Annotated in this window: 17 protein-coding genes; 10 read left to right on the top strand and 7 right to left on the bottom strand. The window is 69.2% G+C overall.

Features of this window, described 5'->3' with window-relative positions:
* Window positions 1-19: 19 nt before the first annotated feature.
* Window positions 20-826 (bottom strand): class I SAM-dependent methyltransferase, encoded by an 807-nt coding sequence (locus AC5RVG_RS04675; protein ID WP_494012885.1) that lies wholly within the window; start codon window positions 824-826, stop codon window positions 20-22.
* 57 nt (window positions 827-883) lie between these two features.
* Window positions 884-1,396 (bottom strand): MarR family winged helix-turn-helix transcriptional regulator, encoded by a 513-nt coding sequence (locus AC5RVG_RS04670; RefSeq protein ID WP_494012884.1) that lies wholly within the window; start codon window positions 1,394-1,396, stop codon window positions 884-886.
* Between the two features lie 116 nt (window positions 1,397-1,512).
* Between AC5RVG_RS04670 and AC5RVG_RS04665 the strand changes: the two genes are divergently transcribed.
* From AC5RVG_RS04665 to AC5RVG_RS04645, 5 genes are all read left to right on the top strand, one after another.
* Window positions 1,513-3,657 carry an MMPL family transporter gene (locus tag AC5RVG_RS04665; RefSeq protein WP_494012883.1) on the top strand — a complete coding sequence of 715 codons (2,145 nt, stop codon included), beginning with the start codon at window positions 1,513-1,515 and terminating at the stop codon, window positions 3,655-3,657.
* 146 nt (window positions 3,658-3,803) lie between these two features.
* Window positions 3,804-5,678 carry a molecular chaperone DnaK gene (gene dnaK, locus AC5RVG_RS04660; protein ID WP_494012882.1) on the top strand — a complete coding sequence of 625 codons (1,875 nt, stop codon included), beginning with the start codon at window positions 3,804-3,806 and terminating at the stop codon, window positions 5,676-5,678.
* Between the two features lie 2 nt (window positions 5,679-5,680).
* Complete coding sequence (locus AC5RVG_RS04655) at window positions 5,681-6,346, top strand: nucleotide exchange factor GrpE (protein WP_494012881.1); 666 nt, start codon at window positions 5,681-5,683, stop codon at window positions 6,344-6,346.
* A gap of 131 nt (window positions 6,347-6,477) precedes the next feature.
* The gene (locus AC5RVG_RS04650; RefSeq protein ID WP_494000692.1) at window positions 6,478-7,446 is read left to right on the top strand and encodes a DnaJ C-terminal domain-containing protein; all 969 of its coding nucleotides are present in this window, start codon (window positions 6,478-6,480) and stop codon (window positions 7,444-7,446) included.
* Between the two features lie 66 nt (window positions 7,447-7,512).
* Window positions 7,513-7,935 carry a heat shock protein transcriptional repressor HspR gene (locus tag AC5RVG_RS04645; protein ID WP_493978112.1) on the top strand — a complete coding sequence of 141 codons (423 nt, stop codon included), beginning with the start codon at window positions 7,513-7,515 and terminating at the stop codon, window positions 7,933-7,935.
* A gap of 96 nt (window positions 7,936-8,031) precedes the next feature.
* On the opposite strand, the gene AC5RVG_RS04640 is transcribed toward AC5RVG_RS04645, so the two are convergent.
* A complete protein-coding gene (locus AC5RVG_RS04640) occupies window positions 8,032-8,592 on the bottom strand; it encodes a COG4315 family predicted lipoprotein (RefSeq protein WP_494012880.1) in 561 nt (186 codons plus the stop codon).
* Between the two features lie 246 nt (window positions 8,593-8,838).
* On the opposite strand from AC5RVG_RS04640, the gene AC5RVG_RS04635 reads away from it, so the two are divergent.
* Window positions 8,839-9,336, top strand: a complete 498-nt coding sequence (locus AC5RVG_RS04635) for a sigma-70 family RNA polymerase sigma factor (RefSeq protein ID WP_494012879.1) — start codon at window positions 8,839-8,841, stop codon at window positions 9,334-9,336.
* Complete coding sequence (locus AC5RVG_RS04630; RefSeq protein ID WP_494012878.1) at window positions 9,333-9,992, top strand: zf-HC2 domain-containing protein; 660 nt, start codon at window positions 9,333-9,335, stop codon at window positions 9,990-9,992. The genes AC5RVG_RS04635 and AC5RVG_RS04630 overlap by 4 nt, the downstream gene beginning before the upstream one ends.
* Window positions 9,993-10,029: 37 nt before the next feature.
* Here the strand turns inward: AC5RVG_RS04630 and trmB are convergent, their stop codons facing one another.
* Complete coding sequence (trmB, locus tag AC5RVG_RS04625) at window positions 10,030-10,941, bottom strand: tRNA (guanosine(46)-N7)-methyltransferase TrmB (RefSeq protein ID WP_494012877.1); 912 nt, start codon at window positions 10,939-10,941, stop codon at window positions 10,030-10,032.
* A 237-nt stretch (window positions 10,942-11,178) separates the two neighbouring features.
* Here trmB and AC5RVG_RS04620 point away from each other — a divergent pair, with 237 nt between their 5' ends.
* The gene (locus AC5RVG_RS04620) at window positions 11,179-12,876 is read left to right on the top strand and encodes a DEAD/DEAH box helicase (protein WP_494012876.1); all 1,698 of its coding nucleotides are present in this window, start codon (window positions 11,179-11,181) and stop codon (window positions 12,874-12,876) included.
* Between the two features lie 208 nt (window positions 12,877-13,084).
* The gene (locus AC5RVG_RS04615; protein WP_494000686.1) at window positions 13,085-13,516 is read left to right on the top strand and encodes a YccF domain-containing protein; all 432 of its coding nucleotides are present in this window, start codon (window positions 13,085-13,087) and stop codon (window positions 13,514-13,516) included.
* Window positions 13,517-13,549: 33 nt separating this feature from the next.
* On the opposite strand, the gene AC5RVG_RS04610 is transcribed toward AC5RVG_RS04615, so the two are convergent.
* Window positions 13,550-14,020 carry a pyridoxamine 5'-phosphate oxidase family protein gene (locus tag AC5RVG_RS04610; protein WP_494012875.1) on the bottom strand — a complete coding sequence of 157 codons (471 nt, stop codon included), beginning with the start codon at window positions 14,018-14,020 and terminating at the stop codon, window positions 13,550-13,552.
* A gap of 230 nt (window positions 14,021-14,250) precedes the next feature.
* Between AC5RVG_RS04610 and AC5RVG_RS04605 the strand changes: the two genes are divergently transcribed.
* The gene (locus tag AC5RVG_RS04605; protein ID WP_494012874.1) at window positions 14,251-14,817 is read left to right on the top strand and encodes a YceI family protein; all 567 of its coding nucleotides are present in this window, start codon (window positions 14,251-14,253) and stop codon (window positions 14,815-14,817) included.
* A gap of 59 nt (window positions 14,818-14,876) precedes the next feature.
* On the opposite strand, the gene AC5RVG_RS04600 is transcribed toward AC5RVG_RS04605, so the two are convergent.
* Window positions 14,877-15,434 (bottom strand): HutD/Ves family protein, encoded by a 558-nt coding sequence (locus AC5RVG_RS04600; protein WP_494012873.1) that lies wholly within the window; start codon window positions 15,432-15,434, stop codon window positions 14,877-14,879.
* A 20-nt stretch (window positions 15,435-15,454) separates the two neighbouring features.
* The gene (locus tag AC5RVG_RS04595) at window positions 15,455-15,991 is read right to left on the bottom strand and encodes a GNAT family N-acetyltransferase (protein WP_494012872.1); all 537 of its coding nucleotides are present in this window, start codon (window positions 15,989-15,991) and stop codon (window positions 15,455-15,457) included.
* Window positions 15,992-16,217: the final 226 nt, after the last annotated feature.

The raw sequence follows: 16,217 nt of genomic DNA, 5'->3' as shown, positions 1-16,217 counted from the left end.
TTCCGTCCCGCCGGCGGGATCAGGGTTTGCGGGCCAGGATCTCGCCGTTGGGAATCAGGAACCACGCATCCGGGGCAGCGGCCCACGTCAGCCATCCCCGGGCTATTCGTTCCAGTCCGGCCCGGTCGATCAGTCCCCGCTCCAGCGACTGTTCCGCGTAGCCGGAATGCAGGACCCGCTCGGACCAGACTTCGCCCTGCCAGCGGCGCTGCTCCTCGGTGGCGTACAGCCAGTTGGACGACGACGGAGTGATGTCGTGGAAACCGGCCGCCTGCGCCCAGGCGATGAGGTGCCGGCCGGCGTCCGGTTCGGCGCGGTTGCCGCGGGCCAGCTGCTGGTAGGTCTCCATCCAGTCGTCGAGTTCGGGCAGTTCCGGGTACCAGCTCATGCCGTGGAAGTCGGCGTCCCGGACGGCCACGATGCCGCCCGGCTTGACCACCCGCCGCATCTCGTAGAGCGCGGACACCGGGTCGGTCAGGTGCTGGAGGACCTGGTGGGCGTGCACGACGTCGAAGGTGTCGTCATCAAACTCGAGGTCGTAGATGTTGCCCGCGACGAAAGTGGCGTTCTCGATTCCGCGCAGGGCGGCGAGTTCGGCCGCCTGGGTCAGGACATCGTCGGACCGGTCCAATCCAGTCACCTGTCCCGGGGCCACCCGCTCGGCCAGATCAACGGTGATGCTGCCCGGGCCGCAGCCCACGTCCAGCAGCATCATGCCCGGCTTGAGCTCCGGCAGCAGGTAGGCCGCGCAGTCCTCGGCGGTCCGGATGGCATGGGCTTTGACCACGCTTTTGTGGTGTCCGTGGGAGTAGACCTCGTCCTTCATAGTGGGAGACTACTCCGCGCCCCCGCGGGCAGGCGGCTGCCGTGCCGGAATGTTGCGCTATTTGTCGGCCGACGCGAGCTCGTTCGATGCGACTTCGGCCGACGCGACTTCGGCCGACGCGACCTCGGCACAGGCGGTTTCGGTGGCGGCGATGATGTCCGCCAGGAACGCCGCGAGCAGCTGCCGGTCTTCCGCCGGATAGTCGGAGAGCACCCGGCCGATGTTTCGGGCCAGCGGCGCGAACATGGCGCCGCCGGTGGCGCGGGCCAGGTCCGTCAGCTCCAGGTGCACCTTGCGGCGGTCGGTGTCGCTGCGGGTCCGCTTCACGTGGCCGGAGCGGTCCAGCCGGTCCACCAGCGCGGTGGTCGCCGGCGAGCTGAGGTGCAGCTCGTTCCGCAGGCTGCCCGGGGTCACCGTGCGGCCCTCGGCGGCCGCCCGGACCATCGCGGCCAGGGCGTTGAGGTCGGTGCGGTGCAGGGCGTCCCGCTGGCTGACCGCTTCGATGTAGCGTTCGCTCTCCACGACGAACTGCTGCAGCAACAGCAGCAGCCGCTCTTCACTGTGCGCCACGTTCCTCCCTCCGGCAACCTCTCCAAGGATAGTTCACCCGAGACTTATCTCTACGGTGGAACTACTCTATAGTGGAGCTTGTTTTAGTCGGTCGACTTGCAAAGGCTCGGTTTCCCATGGCCCGTTGGCTCAGAATGCTCCTGCCCGCCCTGGTGGCGGTTGCCTGGCTCGCCGCCGCGGGCCTGGGCGGACCGACCTTCGGCAAGCTCTCCGAGGTGTCCACCAACGACCAGGCCGGATTCCTTCCGGCCGGCGCCGAATCCACCGCCGCGGGCGAATGGCAGGAACGGTTCCTGGATGCCGATGCGGTCCCCGCCATCGTCGTGGTCGAATTCGACGACCCGCTCCAGCCGCAGCAACTGGCGGAGTATGCCCCGCTGGCCGAACAGCTGTCGGAGGCTATCGGGACTGCGGGAGGTGGCGCCGCCGGGGTGGTCGGCCCGATTCCGTCCGAAGACTTCGAAGCGGTGCAGTTCATCGTCCCGGTGCCCGAGGACCTGGATACCGGCGAGGTGGTCGCCGGCCTCCGCGCCGTGCTGGCGGCCGAACTCCCGGTTTCCGCCACCGGCTATGTGACCGGACCGGCCGGGTTCATCGCCGACCTGGTGGAGGCCTTCGGCGGGATCGACGGGCTCCTGCTGGCTGTGGCGCTGGGCGCCGTGTTCGTCATCCTGCTGCTGGTCTACCGCGCGGTCCTGCTGCCGTTCCTGGTCCTGCTCACCTCCGTGTTCGCCCTCTGTGCGGCCATCCTCGTGGTGTACTGGTTCGCCCTGCAAGGCTGGATCCGGCTCAGCGGGCAGAGCCAGGGGATCCTGTTCATCCTGGTAATCGGCGCCGCCACCGACTACGCACTGCTGCTGACGGCCCGCTACCGCGAGGCACTGGGCGGGCAGGAGTCGAAATGGGCGGCAATGAAAACCGCCTACCGGGGGTCCGTCGAGCCGATCGCAGCCTCCGGCGCCACGGTGATCCTGGCCCTGCTCTGCCTGCTGTTCTCGGACCTTAACTCCAACCGCAGCCTCGGGCCGATCGCCGCGGTCGGCATCGTGTTCGCCGTGCTGGCCGCGCTGACCTTCCTGCCCGCCGTGCTGCTGCTGGCCGGCCGCGCCGCCTTCTGGCCGATCGTCCCCCGTCCCGGCCACCACCTGCACCGCGCGCGGCCCGACCGCCCCGTGGCCGGGACCGAGGGCCTGCGCGGGCTCTGGCTGCAGGTGGCCCGGCTGGTTGCCCGCAGGCCGCGGGTGACGTGGCTGGCTTCGGTGCTGGTCCTGGTGGCCGGGGCGCTGGGCGTGCTGCAACTGCAGGCGCACGGCGTGCCGCAGTCGGAGCTGGTGATGGTGCAGACGGATTCCGCCGACGGGCAGGAGGCCTTGGGCCGGCACTTCGACGCCGGTACCGGCAGCCCCGCCGTCGTCGTCGCCGATGCCGCGGCACGGGACGAGGTGCTGGATGTGGTCCGCAACCAGGAGGGCGTGGCGTCCGCGGAGTTTTACACCCGCGGCGACGCGGTGGTGGAACTGGACGGCCGGGTGCTGATCAATGCCACGCTCCGGGACGTGCCGGACTCCGAAGCCGCCGAGGGCACCGTCGCCGACCTGCGCGGGGCGCTGGACGGCGCCGATCCGGGCGCGCTGGTCGGCGGCGTCACCGCGGTGGCGCTGGATACCAATCTGACGGCGCAGGCCGACCTGCTGAAGATCACCCCGATGGTGCTGGGCGTCATCCTGCTCATCCTGATCCTGCTGCTGCGCTCGATCCTGGCCCCGGTGCTGCTGGTGCTGTCCGTGGCGCTGTCCTACCTCACCGCCCTGGGGGTCTCGGCGCTGGTGTTCAACCATGTCTTCGGCTTCCCGGGGGCGGATGCATCGGTGCCGCTGTTCGGCTTCGTGTTCCTGGTGGCGTTGGGCATCGACTACAACATCTTCCTGATGACCCGGGTGCGCGAGGAATCCCTGCGGCTGGGCACCCGGCCCGGCATCCTGCGGGGGCTGGGCTCCACCGGCGGCGTCATCACCTCGGCCGGCGTGGTGCTGGCGGCGACCTTCGCCGCGCTTGCGGTGATCCCGATCCTGTTCCTGGTCCAGCTGGCGTTCATCGTGGCGTTCGGGGTCCTGCTGGACACGGTCCTGGTGCGGTCGCTGCTGATCCCGGCGCTTTCCTACGACCTCGGACCGAAGATCTGGTGGCCGGCCGGGTTGTCCCGGCGGGGCCTCCCGCGGGACCCGGCGGAGCAGAAGTTGAGTCCGGTGCACTCAACTTGATTGACAAAGCCTGTCGTCCGAGTAAACTTGAGTGCAGAAGGCTCACATCGGCTGCCGCCCACCGCGGCGCCGCCCCGGATACTCCGGGGGTCGGGCCGCCACAGTAATCCAGGCCGTTGCGGCGGCCGCAAAGGAAGGACACGCGTATGTCTCGTGCAGTAGGTATCGACCTCGGAACCACCAACTCCGTTGTTTCAGTTCTGGAGGGTGGCGAACCCACCGTCATCGCCAACGCCGAGGGCGGCCGCACCACGCCGTCCGTCGTCGCGTTCTCCAAGTCGGGCGAGGTGCTGGTCGGCGAGATCGCCAAGCGCCAGGCCGTCAACAACATCGAGCGCACCATCGCCTCGGTCAAGCGCCACATGGGCACCGACTGGAAGGTGGAGATCGACGGCAAGAACTACACCGCCCAGGAAATCTCCGCCCGCATCCTGCAGAAGCTCAAGCACGACGCCGAGTCCTACCTGGGCGAAAAGGTCACCGACGCGGTCATCACCGTGCCGGCGTACTTCAACGACGCCGAGCGCCAGTCCACCAAGGAAGCCGGCGAAATTGCCGGCCTGAACGTGCTGCGCATCGTCAACGAGCCCACCGCGGCGGCCCTGGCCTACGGCCTCGACAAGGGCAAGGAAGACGAACTGATCCTGGTCTTCGACCTCGGCGGCGGCACGTTCGACGTGTCCCTGCTGGAAGTCGGCAAGGACGAGGACGAATTCTCCACCATCCAGGTCCGCGCCACCTCCGGCGACAACCGCCTCGGCGGCGACGACTGGGACCAGCGGGTGGTCGACTTCCTGCTGCAGCAGGCCAAGTCCAAGGGCGCCGACCTGTCCAAGGACAAGATCGCCCTGCAGCGCCTGAAGGAAGCCGCGGAGCAGGCCAAGAAGGAACTGTCCTCGGCCTCCTCCACCAACATCTCCCTGCAGTACCTCTCCGTCACCCCGGAGGGACCGGTGCACCTGGACGAGCACCTGAGCCGGGCCAAGTTCCAGGACCTGACCGCGGACCTGCTCGAGCGCACCAAGAAGCCGTTCCACGACGTGATCACGGAAGCCGGCATCAAGGTCTCCGACATCGACCACATCGTGCTGGTCGGCGGCTCCACCCGCATGCCCGCCGTCGTCGAACTGGTCAAGGAAATGGCCGGCGGCAAGGAGCCGAACAAGGGCGTGAACCCCGACGAGGTCGTGGCCGTTGGCGCCGCCCTGCAGGCCGGCGTCCTGAAGGGCGAGCGCAAGGACGTCCTGCTGATCGACGTCACCCCGCTGTCGCTGGGCATTGAGACCAAGGGCGGCGTGATGACCAAGCTGATCGAGCGCAACACCGCGATCCCGACCAAGCGGTCCGAGACGTTCACCACCGCGGATGACAACCAGCCCTCCGTGGCCATCCAGGTCTTCCAGGGCGAGCGCGAATTCACCCGCGACAACAAGCCGCTGGGCACCTTCGAGCTGACCGGCATCGCGCCGGCGCCGCGGGGCGTGCCGCAGGTCGAGGTCACCTTCGACATCGACGCCAACGGCATTGTGCACGTGTCCGCCAAGGACAAGGGCACCGGCGCCGAGCAGTCGATGACCATCACCGGCGGCACCGCGCTGTCCAAGGATGACATCGACCGCATGGTGCGGGAGGCCGAAGAGCACGCCGCGGAGGACAAGAAGCGCCGCGAGGCCGCCGACGTCCGCAACTCGGCCGAGCAGTTGGCCTACTCGGTGGACAAGCTGCTCGCCGACAACGATGACAAGCTGCCCGAAGAGGTCAAGACCGAGGTCAAGGCCGACGTTGACGCCCTGAAGTCCGCACTGGAAAAGCAGGACAACGACGACGAGGTCAAGGCCGCGTTCGAGAAGCTGCAGGCATCCCAGACCAAGCTGGGCGAGGCCATCTACTCGCAGGCGCAGTCCTCCGGCGCGGCCGGTGACGGTGCGGCCGCCGGCGACGGCGCCTCCGATGCCGGCTCCGGTGCGGCCGACGAGGACATCGTGGACGCCGAAGTGGTCGACGAAGACGAGAAGAAGTAACCATGGCGGAAAAAGGTAACGAAGAAGAACACCAGAGCGAGCCGGTGAACTTCCGCGACAACCGCAAGATCGATCCGGAAACCGGACAGGTCCGCGGGGCTTCGGGAGCAGCCGGGAACGCCGGGCAGGCCGCGGGAGAAACCCCCGCGGCCGGCCAGGGCGCCGACGCCGACGCGCTGGCCCAGGCGGAGCAGATCCTGAACGGGGCCGAGGTCCCGGCCGGGGAATCTGTTGCCCAGGGGACCACGTCGCAGGAGGCCGAGGAGTTGAAGAACGACCTGCTCCGGCTGCAGGCGGAGTACGTGAACTACCGCAAGCGGGTGGAACGCGACCGCGCCGTGGCCGGCGAGATGGCCGTCATCGGCGTGCTGAACTCGCTGCTGCCCGTTTTGGACGACATCGACGCGGCGCGCCAGCACGGCGATCTCGCGGACGGACCGTTCGCGGCCATTGCCACCAAGCTGGACGGTGTGCTCAAGACCTACGGCCTGGCCCGCATCGAGGAGACCGGCGTCGAATTCGACCCGAACATCCACGAGGCCTTGATGCAGCAGCCCGACGCCGAGGTGGAGCTGGACACCGTCAGCCAGGTCCTGCGCCTGGGCTACCGGGCCGGCGACCGGGTACTGCGCGCCGCCCAGGTAGTGGTAGCCGTACCGGCAGAATGACACCGGCAGCGGGCGCCACGGCGCCCAGCCCCTGATGACGGGTTGGCCTTCGGACGCTCGGAGGCCAACCCGTCACCGTCCGGGGGCGCCGGTGCCCATAGACTTTGTGACAACTGAAAGGAGGCGCCTGCATGGCTAGCCAGGACTGGGTCGAGAAGGACTTCTACAAGATCCTCGGTGTCTCCAAGGACGCATCCGACGCGGACATCAAGAAGGCGTACCGCAAGCTCGCGCGGACCCACCATCCGGATACCAACCGGGGGGATGAAGGTTCGGAAAAGAAGTTCAAGGACATCTCCGAGGCCTACTCGGTCCTCTCGGACCCGGGCGAGCGCGAGCAGTACGACGCGATCCGCGCCATGGGCAGCGGCGCGCGCTTCAGCGCCGGCGGTCCCGGCAGCGCCGGCGGGCCGGGCGCGGGCGGCTTCGAGGACATCTTCGGCAACCTGTTCGGCCAAGGCACCCGCACCCGCCCCGGCTCCGCGGGCACCGTGCCGCCGGAGTTCGCTGATCTGTTCGGCGGTTTCGGCGGTTTCCCGCAGCAGCAGCCCCCGCGCAGGGGCGCCGACCGCACCGCAACCACCAGCATTTCCTTCGCCGGTTCCATCAACGGCACCACCATCGGGCTGCGCGAACCCAGCGGCGAAGTGATCGACGTGCGGATCCCGGCCGGGATTAAAGACGGCCAGAAGGTCCGCGTCCGCGGCAAGGGCCAGGCCGGCCCCGCCGGCGCGGGCGACCTGATGGTGACCGTCAACGTCAAGCCCCACCCGTTCTTCCAGCGCGACGGCGACAACATCCGGATCCACGTCCCGGTCACGTTCCCGGAGGCCGCGCTGGGCGCGCAGATCGACGTGCCGACCCTGACGGGTGAATTCGTCAAGGTCAAGGTGCCGGCAGGAACACCCTCCGGCCGAACGCTCCGCGTGAAGGGACGCGGGGTGAAGACCTCGAAGAACACCGGCGACCTGCTCGTGACCATCGACGTGGTGGTCCCGCAGAACCTTGGGAAAGAGGCCGAAGACGCGGTTAACGCCTTCGCGGCGGCGACTGCCGGGTCCGACCCGCGCGGGAATCTTGCCGCCAAGGCCAGGCTGTAGCGGGAAGTTACGACAGGTCGGGACAGTCCGGACGGGAAACGCGCGAAGCGCAGGAGGGAGAGCACCATGAGCATCGATATGAATGCGCCGATCTTCGTGATTTCGGTGGCGGCCGAACTGGCGGACATGCACCCGCAGACGCTGCGCCAGTACGACCGTCTCGGCCTGGTCTCTCCGTCGCGCCAGCGGGGCAGGCAGCGCCGCTATTCGCAGAAGGACGTGAACACCCTGCGTGAGGTCCAGAGGCTGTCCCAGGAGGGCGTCTCGCTGGAAGGGATCAAGCGCATCCTCCAGCTGGAAAACGAGGTCGCCGCGCTCAAGGCCCAGGTCCGGGACCTCTCCGAGGAACTGATGGCACGGCAGCGCCGGGGCACCGACTCCAGCCGGGTGTTCGCCGCCGGCCTCGCCGGCGACGTGGTGACGCTGGCCCGCGGCCAGCGGCCGCGTCCGCGCAGCCAGGCGCTGATGGTCTGGCGGCCGCAGCGCTGACCCGTCCGGCCGGCGCCTGTGATCGGACGCCCGCAGCTGCCGGCCCCGGGCAGGCGGCCCCGGGCAGGCGGCTGCGGGCAGGATGGCGGCGTGGAGCTACTTGATCATTTCGCCGTCGGGGGCGACCACAAACCAGACGTCGTTCACGCCTTGTCCGGTCGTGTCTCCCGGGGCCTTGTCCTGCGCCCAGTAGTAGATGGGCATGCCGTTCAGCGTCACCTGCTGTTGCCCGTCCGGGGTGTCGATGAGGCCCACCTCCGCGGTGACCCCGTCGAGTTCCGGCTCTTCCTCGGCCAGCACGGGCGGCCACGCGGCCAGGCAGTCGCCCGTGCAGGCGCTCTCGCCTGAGTCCGGGACGTCCTTGGTGAAGTAGTAAACGGTCATGCCTTCGCCGTCCACCACGATTTCGCCCAGGTCGGATTCGGCCGTGGTGAGGGTAGAGGCGGCGCCGGATGCCTGCGCGCCGCCGGTCTCCCCGCCGTCTGTCTCCGGCGCCGCCGGAGAGGTCATTCCGGGGGCGCCCGTCGTCGGCGCCTCGCCTGCCGGCGGTGCCTCCGGGCCGGCAGGCGTTTCCGTACCCGAGCCTCCTCCGCACCCGGCGAGGCCCATCATGGCGGCGGCCAGCAGGGCTGCCGCGGCTGTCTGCGTGATTTTCATGGGGTTCCTTTGCCGTCTCCCGGGCGGTGCCCGGAACGTCGTGCCGCGGGGCGCGCGGCCCGCTATTGGCAAAGACGCCGGCCGCACCCACAATGGTTCAAACGTCGGGCGGAATGGATCCCGCGGGCTGGATGAACCGGAACGCCGCCGCCGTCGTCGTCCCCGGTAGGACGCCGCGTGGGACGCTGCACGGGGACGTCCGCCGCCGGCGGGGCGGCCGGGGCTGCCGGGAGGAAGGAGGCGGCCGTGGCATTGGACGACGAGGCCGTGGCCCGCCTCTACCGCGACCACGCCACGGCGCTGCGCCGGTTCGTGCGCGAGGCGACCTCCGACGCGGACCAGGTGGAGGACGTGGTGCAGGAGACGATCCTGCGGGTGTGGAAGCGCGGCCCGGAAACCGACAACATGCGCGGCTACCTCTACCAAACCGCCCGTCACGTCATTATCGACGGCTACCGGCGCCGCACCCGGCGGCCGGGCGAGACCGGCCTGGGCGAGGACGAGCCGGCCAGCGAAGAAGACCAGCTGGAGCGGCTCCTGCTCCGCGTGGTCATGGAGGAAGCGCTGGCACGCATCAGCCCCGAGCACCGCAACATCATCCTCGCCCTGCACTACCAGCGGCTCACGTCGTCCGAAGCCGCCCGGTCGCTGGGCATTCCGCTGGGCACTGTGAAGTCGCGGGCGTTCTACGCGGCCAAGGCCCTGCGGGCCGTACTGGACGAGATGGGGGTGGGGCAGCAGTGAATGCCAACGAGGAACAGCACCAACTGCTCGGCCTCTATGTGCTGGGCGGACTGGACCGCCGGGAACGGGCGGGCTTCGAAGAACACCTGGCCTCCTGCCCCGCGTGCCGCCGGGAGGCCGCGGAGCTGGAAACGCTGCCCGATCTGCTGGACGCGCTGCCACGCGACGCCGCCTTGGAGCTGGCGGCACCGCCGCAACACGAAGTCGAGGAACGCACCCGGGAACTGGTGGACGAACTGGCCCGCCGGCGGCGGAAGGAGCGACGGCGGTGGGCCGGGTTGGTGGCGGCGGTGGCGGGCGTGTGCCTGGTCGCGGGGGCGGCCATCGGGCCGTTGCTGACCCAACAGCAGCAGCCGCCGGTGACGGAGAGTTATGTGATGACCGCCGACGGCGGCCTGCAGCTGGAGCTGGCGCTGGTGCACAAGGCGTGGGGCACCGAGATGCAGGTAGCGGGGGAGCAGCTGCCGCGGGACGGACTACTCACCCTCTGGGTGACAGGAGACACCGGCTACACCTATCAGGTGGCCTCTTGGCAGGCGACGCCGGCGGGCCGCGCCACGCTCACCGCAGCCTGCGCCATGGCCACCGACGAGATTGTCCAGGTGGAGCTGCGCAACGGGGCGGACACAACGCTGGCGGCAGTGGTTACGGACTGAGCCCGCGGGGTCCAGTGCGGTTTAGCTCAGGCGGGGATCAGTTCCGGCGGTAGGCCAGGTCGAAGATCATCCGCCCGGCGTCGTGGGCCTTCTGCTCAAAGCTGGTCATGGTCCGGCCGTCGAAGCGGGGCGCCCAGCCGCCGTGCTCATCCATGCCTTCACCGGTGCTGGCATTTCCGGTACTGACCGGGATCTTGCCTTCGCGCACCGGGGCGCCGCCCACCACGCCTTCCACGCCGCTTTCCCAGACCTGGGTCAGCGGGCTGTCCTCGCCGGTGCGCTCGCCGGCATGCAGGTTGCGGAAGTCCGGCGAGGCGTCGGCCACCCGGCGCATCTGGATCGCGTAGTCGGACCAGTCGGTGGCCAGGCGCCAGATTCCGCCCGGCTGCAGGACGCGGGCGGCGAGGTCCGCGAAGCTCTCCTGCACCAGCCGCCGCTTGTGGTGGCGGGTCTTGTGCCACGGGTCGGGAAAGAACACCCAGAGCTCGGCGACCGAGGACTCGGGCAGCATGCTCGCGAGGGCGTCAGGCGCGTTGACCTGCGCCACCCGCACGTTGGACAGGCCGTGCTGGCCGATCCGCAGCAGGGTCTGCGCCAGCCCCGGCCGGTAGACCTCCAGGGCCAGGAAGTTCCACTCCGGATGCTGCTCCGCCGCATGGCAGACGGCCTCCCCGAGGCCGGATCCGATCTCCACCACCAGGGGTGCCTCGCGTCCGAAGGCTGCCGCCGCGTCGAAGACATAGTCCGGGTCCACGGTGGTGTCGCCGCCGTGGCGCGGGAGGTCCACGGCGAACCTGGGGCCGTATTCGTCCCAGGCCTGCTGGCGGCGGCCCTGCAGCCGGGATCCGCGGCGCACAAAGCTGACCGGACGGGCGAGGTGGGTGGGCTGCGCGAGGCGCGCACCGTCGTCGTTCGCGGGAAAATCAGGGGTGGGGGAGTCGCTGGTCATCCCCACCAGAGTATCGCCCGTGCGCGGGCGGCCCGGACGTGCTGCTAGACTGGTGCTACTCGGAGGCGCAGTTTGACGCGTTTCCCTGCGTCGATGAACGCTTTCAATTGCGCCGCCGCTTTCCGTCTAACGACGTGACCGGACAGGTCCGGGCGGTTGGCACTGTCTGATTTTTCTTCGGCGACCCTGGGCTAACCTGCCGCGGGGACACTGACCGGAAGACATTCTCACTTTCTTATGACTACTTTTGTTGCCCTTGGCGTGCCCAAGGCCCTTGCTTCGAAGCTCGCTGCCGATGGCATCGACGCCCCGTTCCCCATCCAGACCGAGACGCTGCCCGATACGCTGGCCGGCCGGGACGTGCTGGGCCGCGGCCGCACCGGCTCCGGCAAGACGCTCGCGTTCGCGCTGCCGCTGGTCGCCAGGCTGGCCGAGCGCGAGGCCGCCCATTTCCGCAAACCCGGACGCCCGCTGGGCCTGGTATTGGCGCCGACCCGTGAGCTGGCCACCCAGCTCAATGCCACCATTGAGCCGCTGGCGTCGGAGCTGGGCCTGAACACCACGGTGATCTACGGCGGCGTCTCGCAGCAACGCCAGGAAAAGGCGCTGCGCGCCGGCGTCGACATCGTGATTGCCTGCCCGGGCCGGCTCGAAGACCTGATGAAGCAGAAGATCATCACGCTGGAATCGGTGGAAATCACCGTCCTGGACGAGGCCGACCACATGGCCGACCTGGGCTTCCTGCCCGTGGTGAAGAAGCTGCTGGACACCACCCCGGCCGGCGGGCAGCGCATGCTGTTCTCCGCGACCCTGGACAACGGCGTGGACAAGCTGGTGCAGCGTTACCTGTCCAGTCCGCTGACCCACTCCGTGGACGACCCGCAGGCCGCGGTCACCACGATGGAACACCATGTGCTCGTAACCCGCGATGCCTCCGAAAAGAAGCAGGTGCTCAACCGGCTGGCCGCCGGAGCCGGGCGCCGCGTGCTGTTCACCCGCACCAAGCACCACGCCCGGAAGCTGGCCAAGGCCCTCACCGCCGCCGGCATCCCGGCGGTGGACCTGCACGGCAACCTGTCGCAGAACGCCCGCGACCGCAACCTCGCCGAGTTCTCCTCCGGCCATGTGCGCGTGCTGGTCGCCACGGACGTGGCCGCCCGCGGCGTGCACGTGGACGAGGTGGAACTGGTGATCCACGTGGATCCGCCCACCGAACACAAGGCGTACCTGCACCGTTCCGGCCGTACCGCCCGCGCCGGTTCCGACGGCACCGTCGTGACCCTGGCGCTGCCGGAACAGCGGCTGGAAGTCGGCAAGCTGATGAAGGCGGCCGGCGTGGACGTAGCCTTCGAAAGCGTCACCGCGTCCTCGGACCTGCTGGTGAAACTGGTGGGCGAGGTGGCCGCACCGGTCGATCCGCAGTTGCGGGCTCAGCAGCAGGCAGCGAACCTGCCGCAGCACGGCGGCGGCACTTCCACCGGCGCCAACGCCCAGCGCAAGCGGGCCATGCGGTCCGGCGGCCGCGGCGGACGGACCCGCTCCGGTGAAGCCCGCCAGGCCTCCGGCGCCGCACGCGCCGGCGGTCCGGAGAGCGGCCAGCGCCAGCCGGCCCGCGGCGAAAACCGCGGCCAGGCCGGCCGGGACGTTGCGGCCCGCGGCCACGGCAGCCATCGCAGCGCCGCCGGGGCGGATTCCGCCGGGCGCCGCGGCCAGTCGGGCACCGGTGCAGGCGGCCGCAGTGCGGGGCCGGCCCGTTCCGGCGGCCCGGCCCGGTCGGGCGGTGCGCCGCGCACCGCCGGCGGTCCGCAGCGCTCTACGGCCGGCGGCACCCGCCCGGTCTTCCGGTCGGAGACTCCGGCTTCCGAGCGTCCGGCCCGCCGCGGCCCGCGCCGCGCCACGGCGCCGGCTTCGCAGGAAAAGCGCCGGACAAGCTAGGCCGGGCGCAGAGCCGAAGGCCGCAGGGCGGTCCCTCCGTACGGAAGGGGCCGCCCTGCGGCCTTTTTGCTTTCCGGACAGGTCGTGTGGTGCCGGGGCGGGCCGCGCTGCGGTGCTCCACCGACGACCCGCGCCTCAACGGCACATCGGGGGCCACTCAGGGTCGTCCCGTATGGCGGCCGGGCGCGTCCGTGGCCAGAATGGTGGGATGAAGGCACTCCTGAACGTTATCTGGCTCCTGTTCGGCGGCATCTGGCTGGCGCTGGGCTACTTCCTGGCCGGCATCGTCTGCTGCCTGCTGATCGTGACGATCCCGTTCGGCATTGCGTCGTTCCGCATCGCGGGCTATGCGCTGTGGCCGTTCGGCCGCATGGTGGTCGACCGCGGCGGGCGCACCTACTTTATGTCCACGCTGGGAAACATCATCTGGCTGCTGGTCGCCGGCATCTGGATCGCGATCGGGCATGTGCTGACGGCGGTGGCGCAGGCGATCACCATCATCGGCATCCCGCTGGCGATCGCCAACCTCAAGATGATTCCGGTGTCCCTGACGCCGCTGGGCAAACAGATCGTGCCCACCGACCGGGCGTTCCCGGGCTACATTCCCGGCTATCAGCCGGGACCCGTTACCTGGCGCTGACCCGTCGGTGCGGCCGGCCGGCCAGGCGGGCGGCTACTCGATCTGCAGCCGGCGGCTGTCGCTGAGCCCCGGCGTGCGGCGGGCCGATGCCGGCACCACAAAACGCCGTCCGGTGACCACCGTGGGAACGATGCGGACGAAATTGTTCTTTTCGCCCGACTGCCAGGGGAACAGCGGCAGCATTGCCGATTCCAGGACGTCCTCAATGCTGTTCATCCGCTGGGCGCTGCCGCGCGCGACGGCGCTCCAGGCGACGCCGGTGGCCGGATCGAAGCCGTCCACCTCCAGAACCACTTCGCCGGCGAGGGCGGCGTCGAGCTTGGTTCCCGGGGCGGAGCGGAACACGATGCTGCCGTGATCCACGACGTAATTGACCGGAAAGATCTCCGGGTGGGAATCGACGACGACTCCGAGCCGGCCGAAGTCAGCGCTGCGGAACAATTTCCAGCAATCGGCCACAGGCAGCTGTGTCGTCGATGAAGGCATCTCGTTCGCGGTGGTCATGGCATCAGTCTATTGACCGCTGACAGGCTGGGATAGGGCGCGGATTCCGCCGGTCGGGTGCCGTTCCGGGGTCGCCGGGGCGGCCCCGGAATTCAGGCGCCCAGGTGGTGCACTGCGTCCCATTATGTGTTGGAATTACCACACGAGCCGCATGCGGCTGAAGGAGACGGCCGGGCGCATCCATCTGGCTTTGGGGAAGGCAGTGCCTGTGCCAGAGGAGGAGCGCTGCCATGTCCGAACTATCTCCTGATCTGTCCGGGGAGTGGCGGTTCGACCCGGCCCATACCCGGATCGGATTTTCCACCCGCCATGCCATGGTGACCAAAGTCCGGGGCGCGTTCAACGACGTGGAAGGCATCATCCAGGCCGACGTGGACAACCCGGCCAACTCGTCCGTCAAGGTCACGATCAAGGTCGCCAGCATTGATACCCGCAGCCCGCAACGCGACGAGCATCTGCGCACGAACGACTTCTTCGATGCGCCGAACTATCCGGAGATTACGTTCGTCAGCACCCGCATCGATCAGGTGGCAAGCGCAAACTTCATTGTGAACGGCGACCTGACCATCCGCGGCATCACCAAGCAGGTTGCGGTTCCGATCGACTTCATCGGCGTGGAGCGGGACCCGGGCGGGCAGCTCCGGGCGGGCTTTGAGGGCTCCCGGCGCATTGACCGGCAGGAGTTCGGGGTCAAATGGAACACGGCCCTGGACTCGGGCGGCATGCTCGTGTCGGACCGCGTGATGCTGGAGTTCGAGGTCTCCGCGGTCAAGGTCGAGGACGCCGCCGCGCAGTAGGGAACCGGCGCAATGAGGAGCCGGCTCCGGCGGCCCGGCGCCCTCAGGGCCCGGCCGCCTCAGTCCCCGGCGGGATAGACCGACACCAGTGCCGCGAACCCGCGGCCGCCGACCTCGGCCGCGACCGAGCCGACCACGGTGTCGTAGGGATGCAGCGGCTGGGCGGTGCCGTCAGCCGTCGCCTGGGCCTGGCCCTGCAGCAGCACCAGGTACTGTCCGTCCGACAGCCGCAGCGGCTGTTTCTTCGAGAGCTCGACGATCAGCAGGCCGGCGCCCCAGGCCCCGCGGCGGGTCATGACGTTCAGCGCGCGGCACGGCCCGGTGGGCAGGCTGCAGTCCGCGCTGCTCCCGCCGTCGAACCGGAACGGGCGGTAGCGTTCCATCCGGTGCTGGCTGCCGTCCACGGTCAGGAAGGCGACGTCGCCGTCCACAATGGTGAATATTCGGTCCACGCCCGGATATTCGGAGAAGCTGCCGTCCGAGCTGATGTCCGCCAGGCTTAACCGCCAACCGGGGAGCCCGTCCGTGCCGACGTCACCGGCCGCCAGTTCCCTGGTGACGCCGCCGCCGTTCCGCCACCGCTGTTCCTTGAGCGCGGCTGCGCGAATGATCTCCACTGGGACTCCTTGACCGGATGTTATAGCTGCCGGTCCCAGTTCAGCACATAAGCGTCCTGGTAGCCGTCCGGGCCGCTGACCGCCGCGGCCTCGTTCCGTTCGAACCCCAGCGACGTGACGATGCGCCGGGACGCGGTGTTGGCCGGATGGACCAGCGCCAGGATCGGCGGCAGTTCCAAGAACTCGTTGACATGGGCGACGACGGCGGCCACCGCCTCGCGCCCGTAACCGCGGTGCCACACGGCGGGGTCGAAACGGTAGTAGAGATTCAGCACCGGGCGCCCGGACAGCGCCACGTGCTTGACGCCGGCAAACCCGATGGCGTCTTCGCGGCCGGGCAGGCGGACGGCGAAGTAGCCCACGCCGTGGTCCTCCCACTGCCTTTCCCAGCGCTGGAACAGGCCCTCGGCTTCCTCGTTCCAGATCAGCGCGTCGGAAGGATTGAACCGCGTGGTGCGCCGGTCGGAGAGGATCCGGAACATGGCGCTGATGTCCTCCGGCGTCGGCTGGTTCAGCAGCAGCCGGGCAGTTTCCAACATGGTTTCCGTCAGGGCCACCTCCGTCCGCCTCCTGCACGTCCCCGCTACAGCCTATTCGCCGGACGCCCTTCCGGGCAGGGGCGCCGGGGCGACAAGATGGAGGCGGGCAAGGAGGCTTCGGGGGCGGGGGAGCAGAGCTCCGGGGGCGGTGATCCTGCGCTCCGCAGCCTGTGGATAACTTTACATTCAAAGTTGAGTGGAATACACTCAACTTAGTTTCAGGGCCGGCACTCACGGGGCTGGC

It is taken from the genome of Arthrobacter senegalensis, from assembly GCF_059091765.1.
This window is presented reverse-complemented; position numbering and strand designations above follow the sequence as displayed.

Bases quoted from the DNA above. Each gene is read 5' to 3' on its own strand.
- AC5RVG_RS04675 (WP_494012885.1), bottom strand. From the start codon at position 826: ATGAAGGACGAGGTCTACTCCCACGGACACCACAAAAGCGTGGTCAAA.
- AC5RVG_RS04665 (WP_494012883.1), top strand. From the start codon at position 1,513: ATGGCCCGTTGGCTCAGAATGCTCCTGCCCGCCCTGGTGGCGGTTGCC.
- dnaK (WP_494012882.1), top strand. From the start codon at position 3,804: ATGTCTCGTGCAGTAGGTATCGACCTCGGAACCACCAACTCCGTTGTT.
- AC5RVG_RS04655 (WP_494012881.1), top strand. From the start codon at position 5,681: ATGGCGGAAAAAGGTAACGAAGAAGAACACCAGAGCGAGCCGGTGAAC.
- AC5RVG_RS04650 (WP_494000692.1), top strand. From the start codon at position 6,478: ATGGCTAGCCAGGACTGGGTCGAGAAGGACTTCTACAAGATCCTCGGT.
- AC5RVG_RS04645 (WP_493978112.1), top strand. From the start codon at position 7,513: ATGAGCATCGATATGAATGCGCCGATCTTCGTGATTTCGGTGGCGGCC.
- AC5RVG_RS04640 (WP_494012880.1), bottom strand. From the start codon at position 8,592: ATGAAAATCACGCAGACAGCCGCGGCAGCCCTGCTGGCCGCCGCCATG.
- trmB (WP_494012877.1), bottom strand. From the start codon at position 10,941: ATGACCAGCGACTCCCCCACCCCTGATTTTCCCGCGAACGACGACGGT.
- AC5RVG_RS04620 (WP_494012876.1), top strand. From the start codon at position 11,179: ATGACTACTTTTGTTGCCCTTGGCGTGCCCAAGGCCCTTGCTTCGAAG.
- AC5RVG_RS04615 (WP_494000686.1), top strand. From the start codon at position 13,085: ATGAAGGCACTCCTGAACGTTATCTGGCTCCTGTTCGGCGGCATCTGG.
- AC5RVG_RS04610 (WP_494012875.1), bottom strand. From the start codon at position 14,020: ATGACCACCGCGAACGAGATGCCTTCATCGACGACACAGCTGCCTGTG.
- AC5RVG_RS04605 (WP_494012874.1), top strand. From the start codon at position 14,251: ATGTCCGAACTATCTCCTGATCTGTCCGGGGAGTGGCGGTTCGACCCG.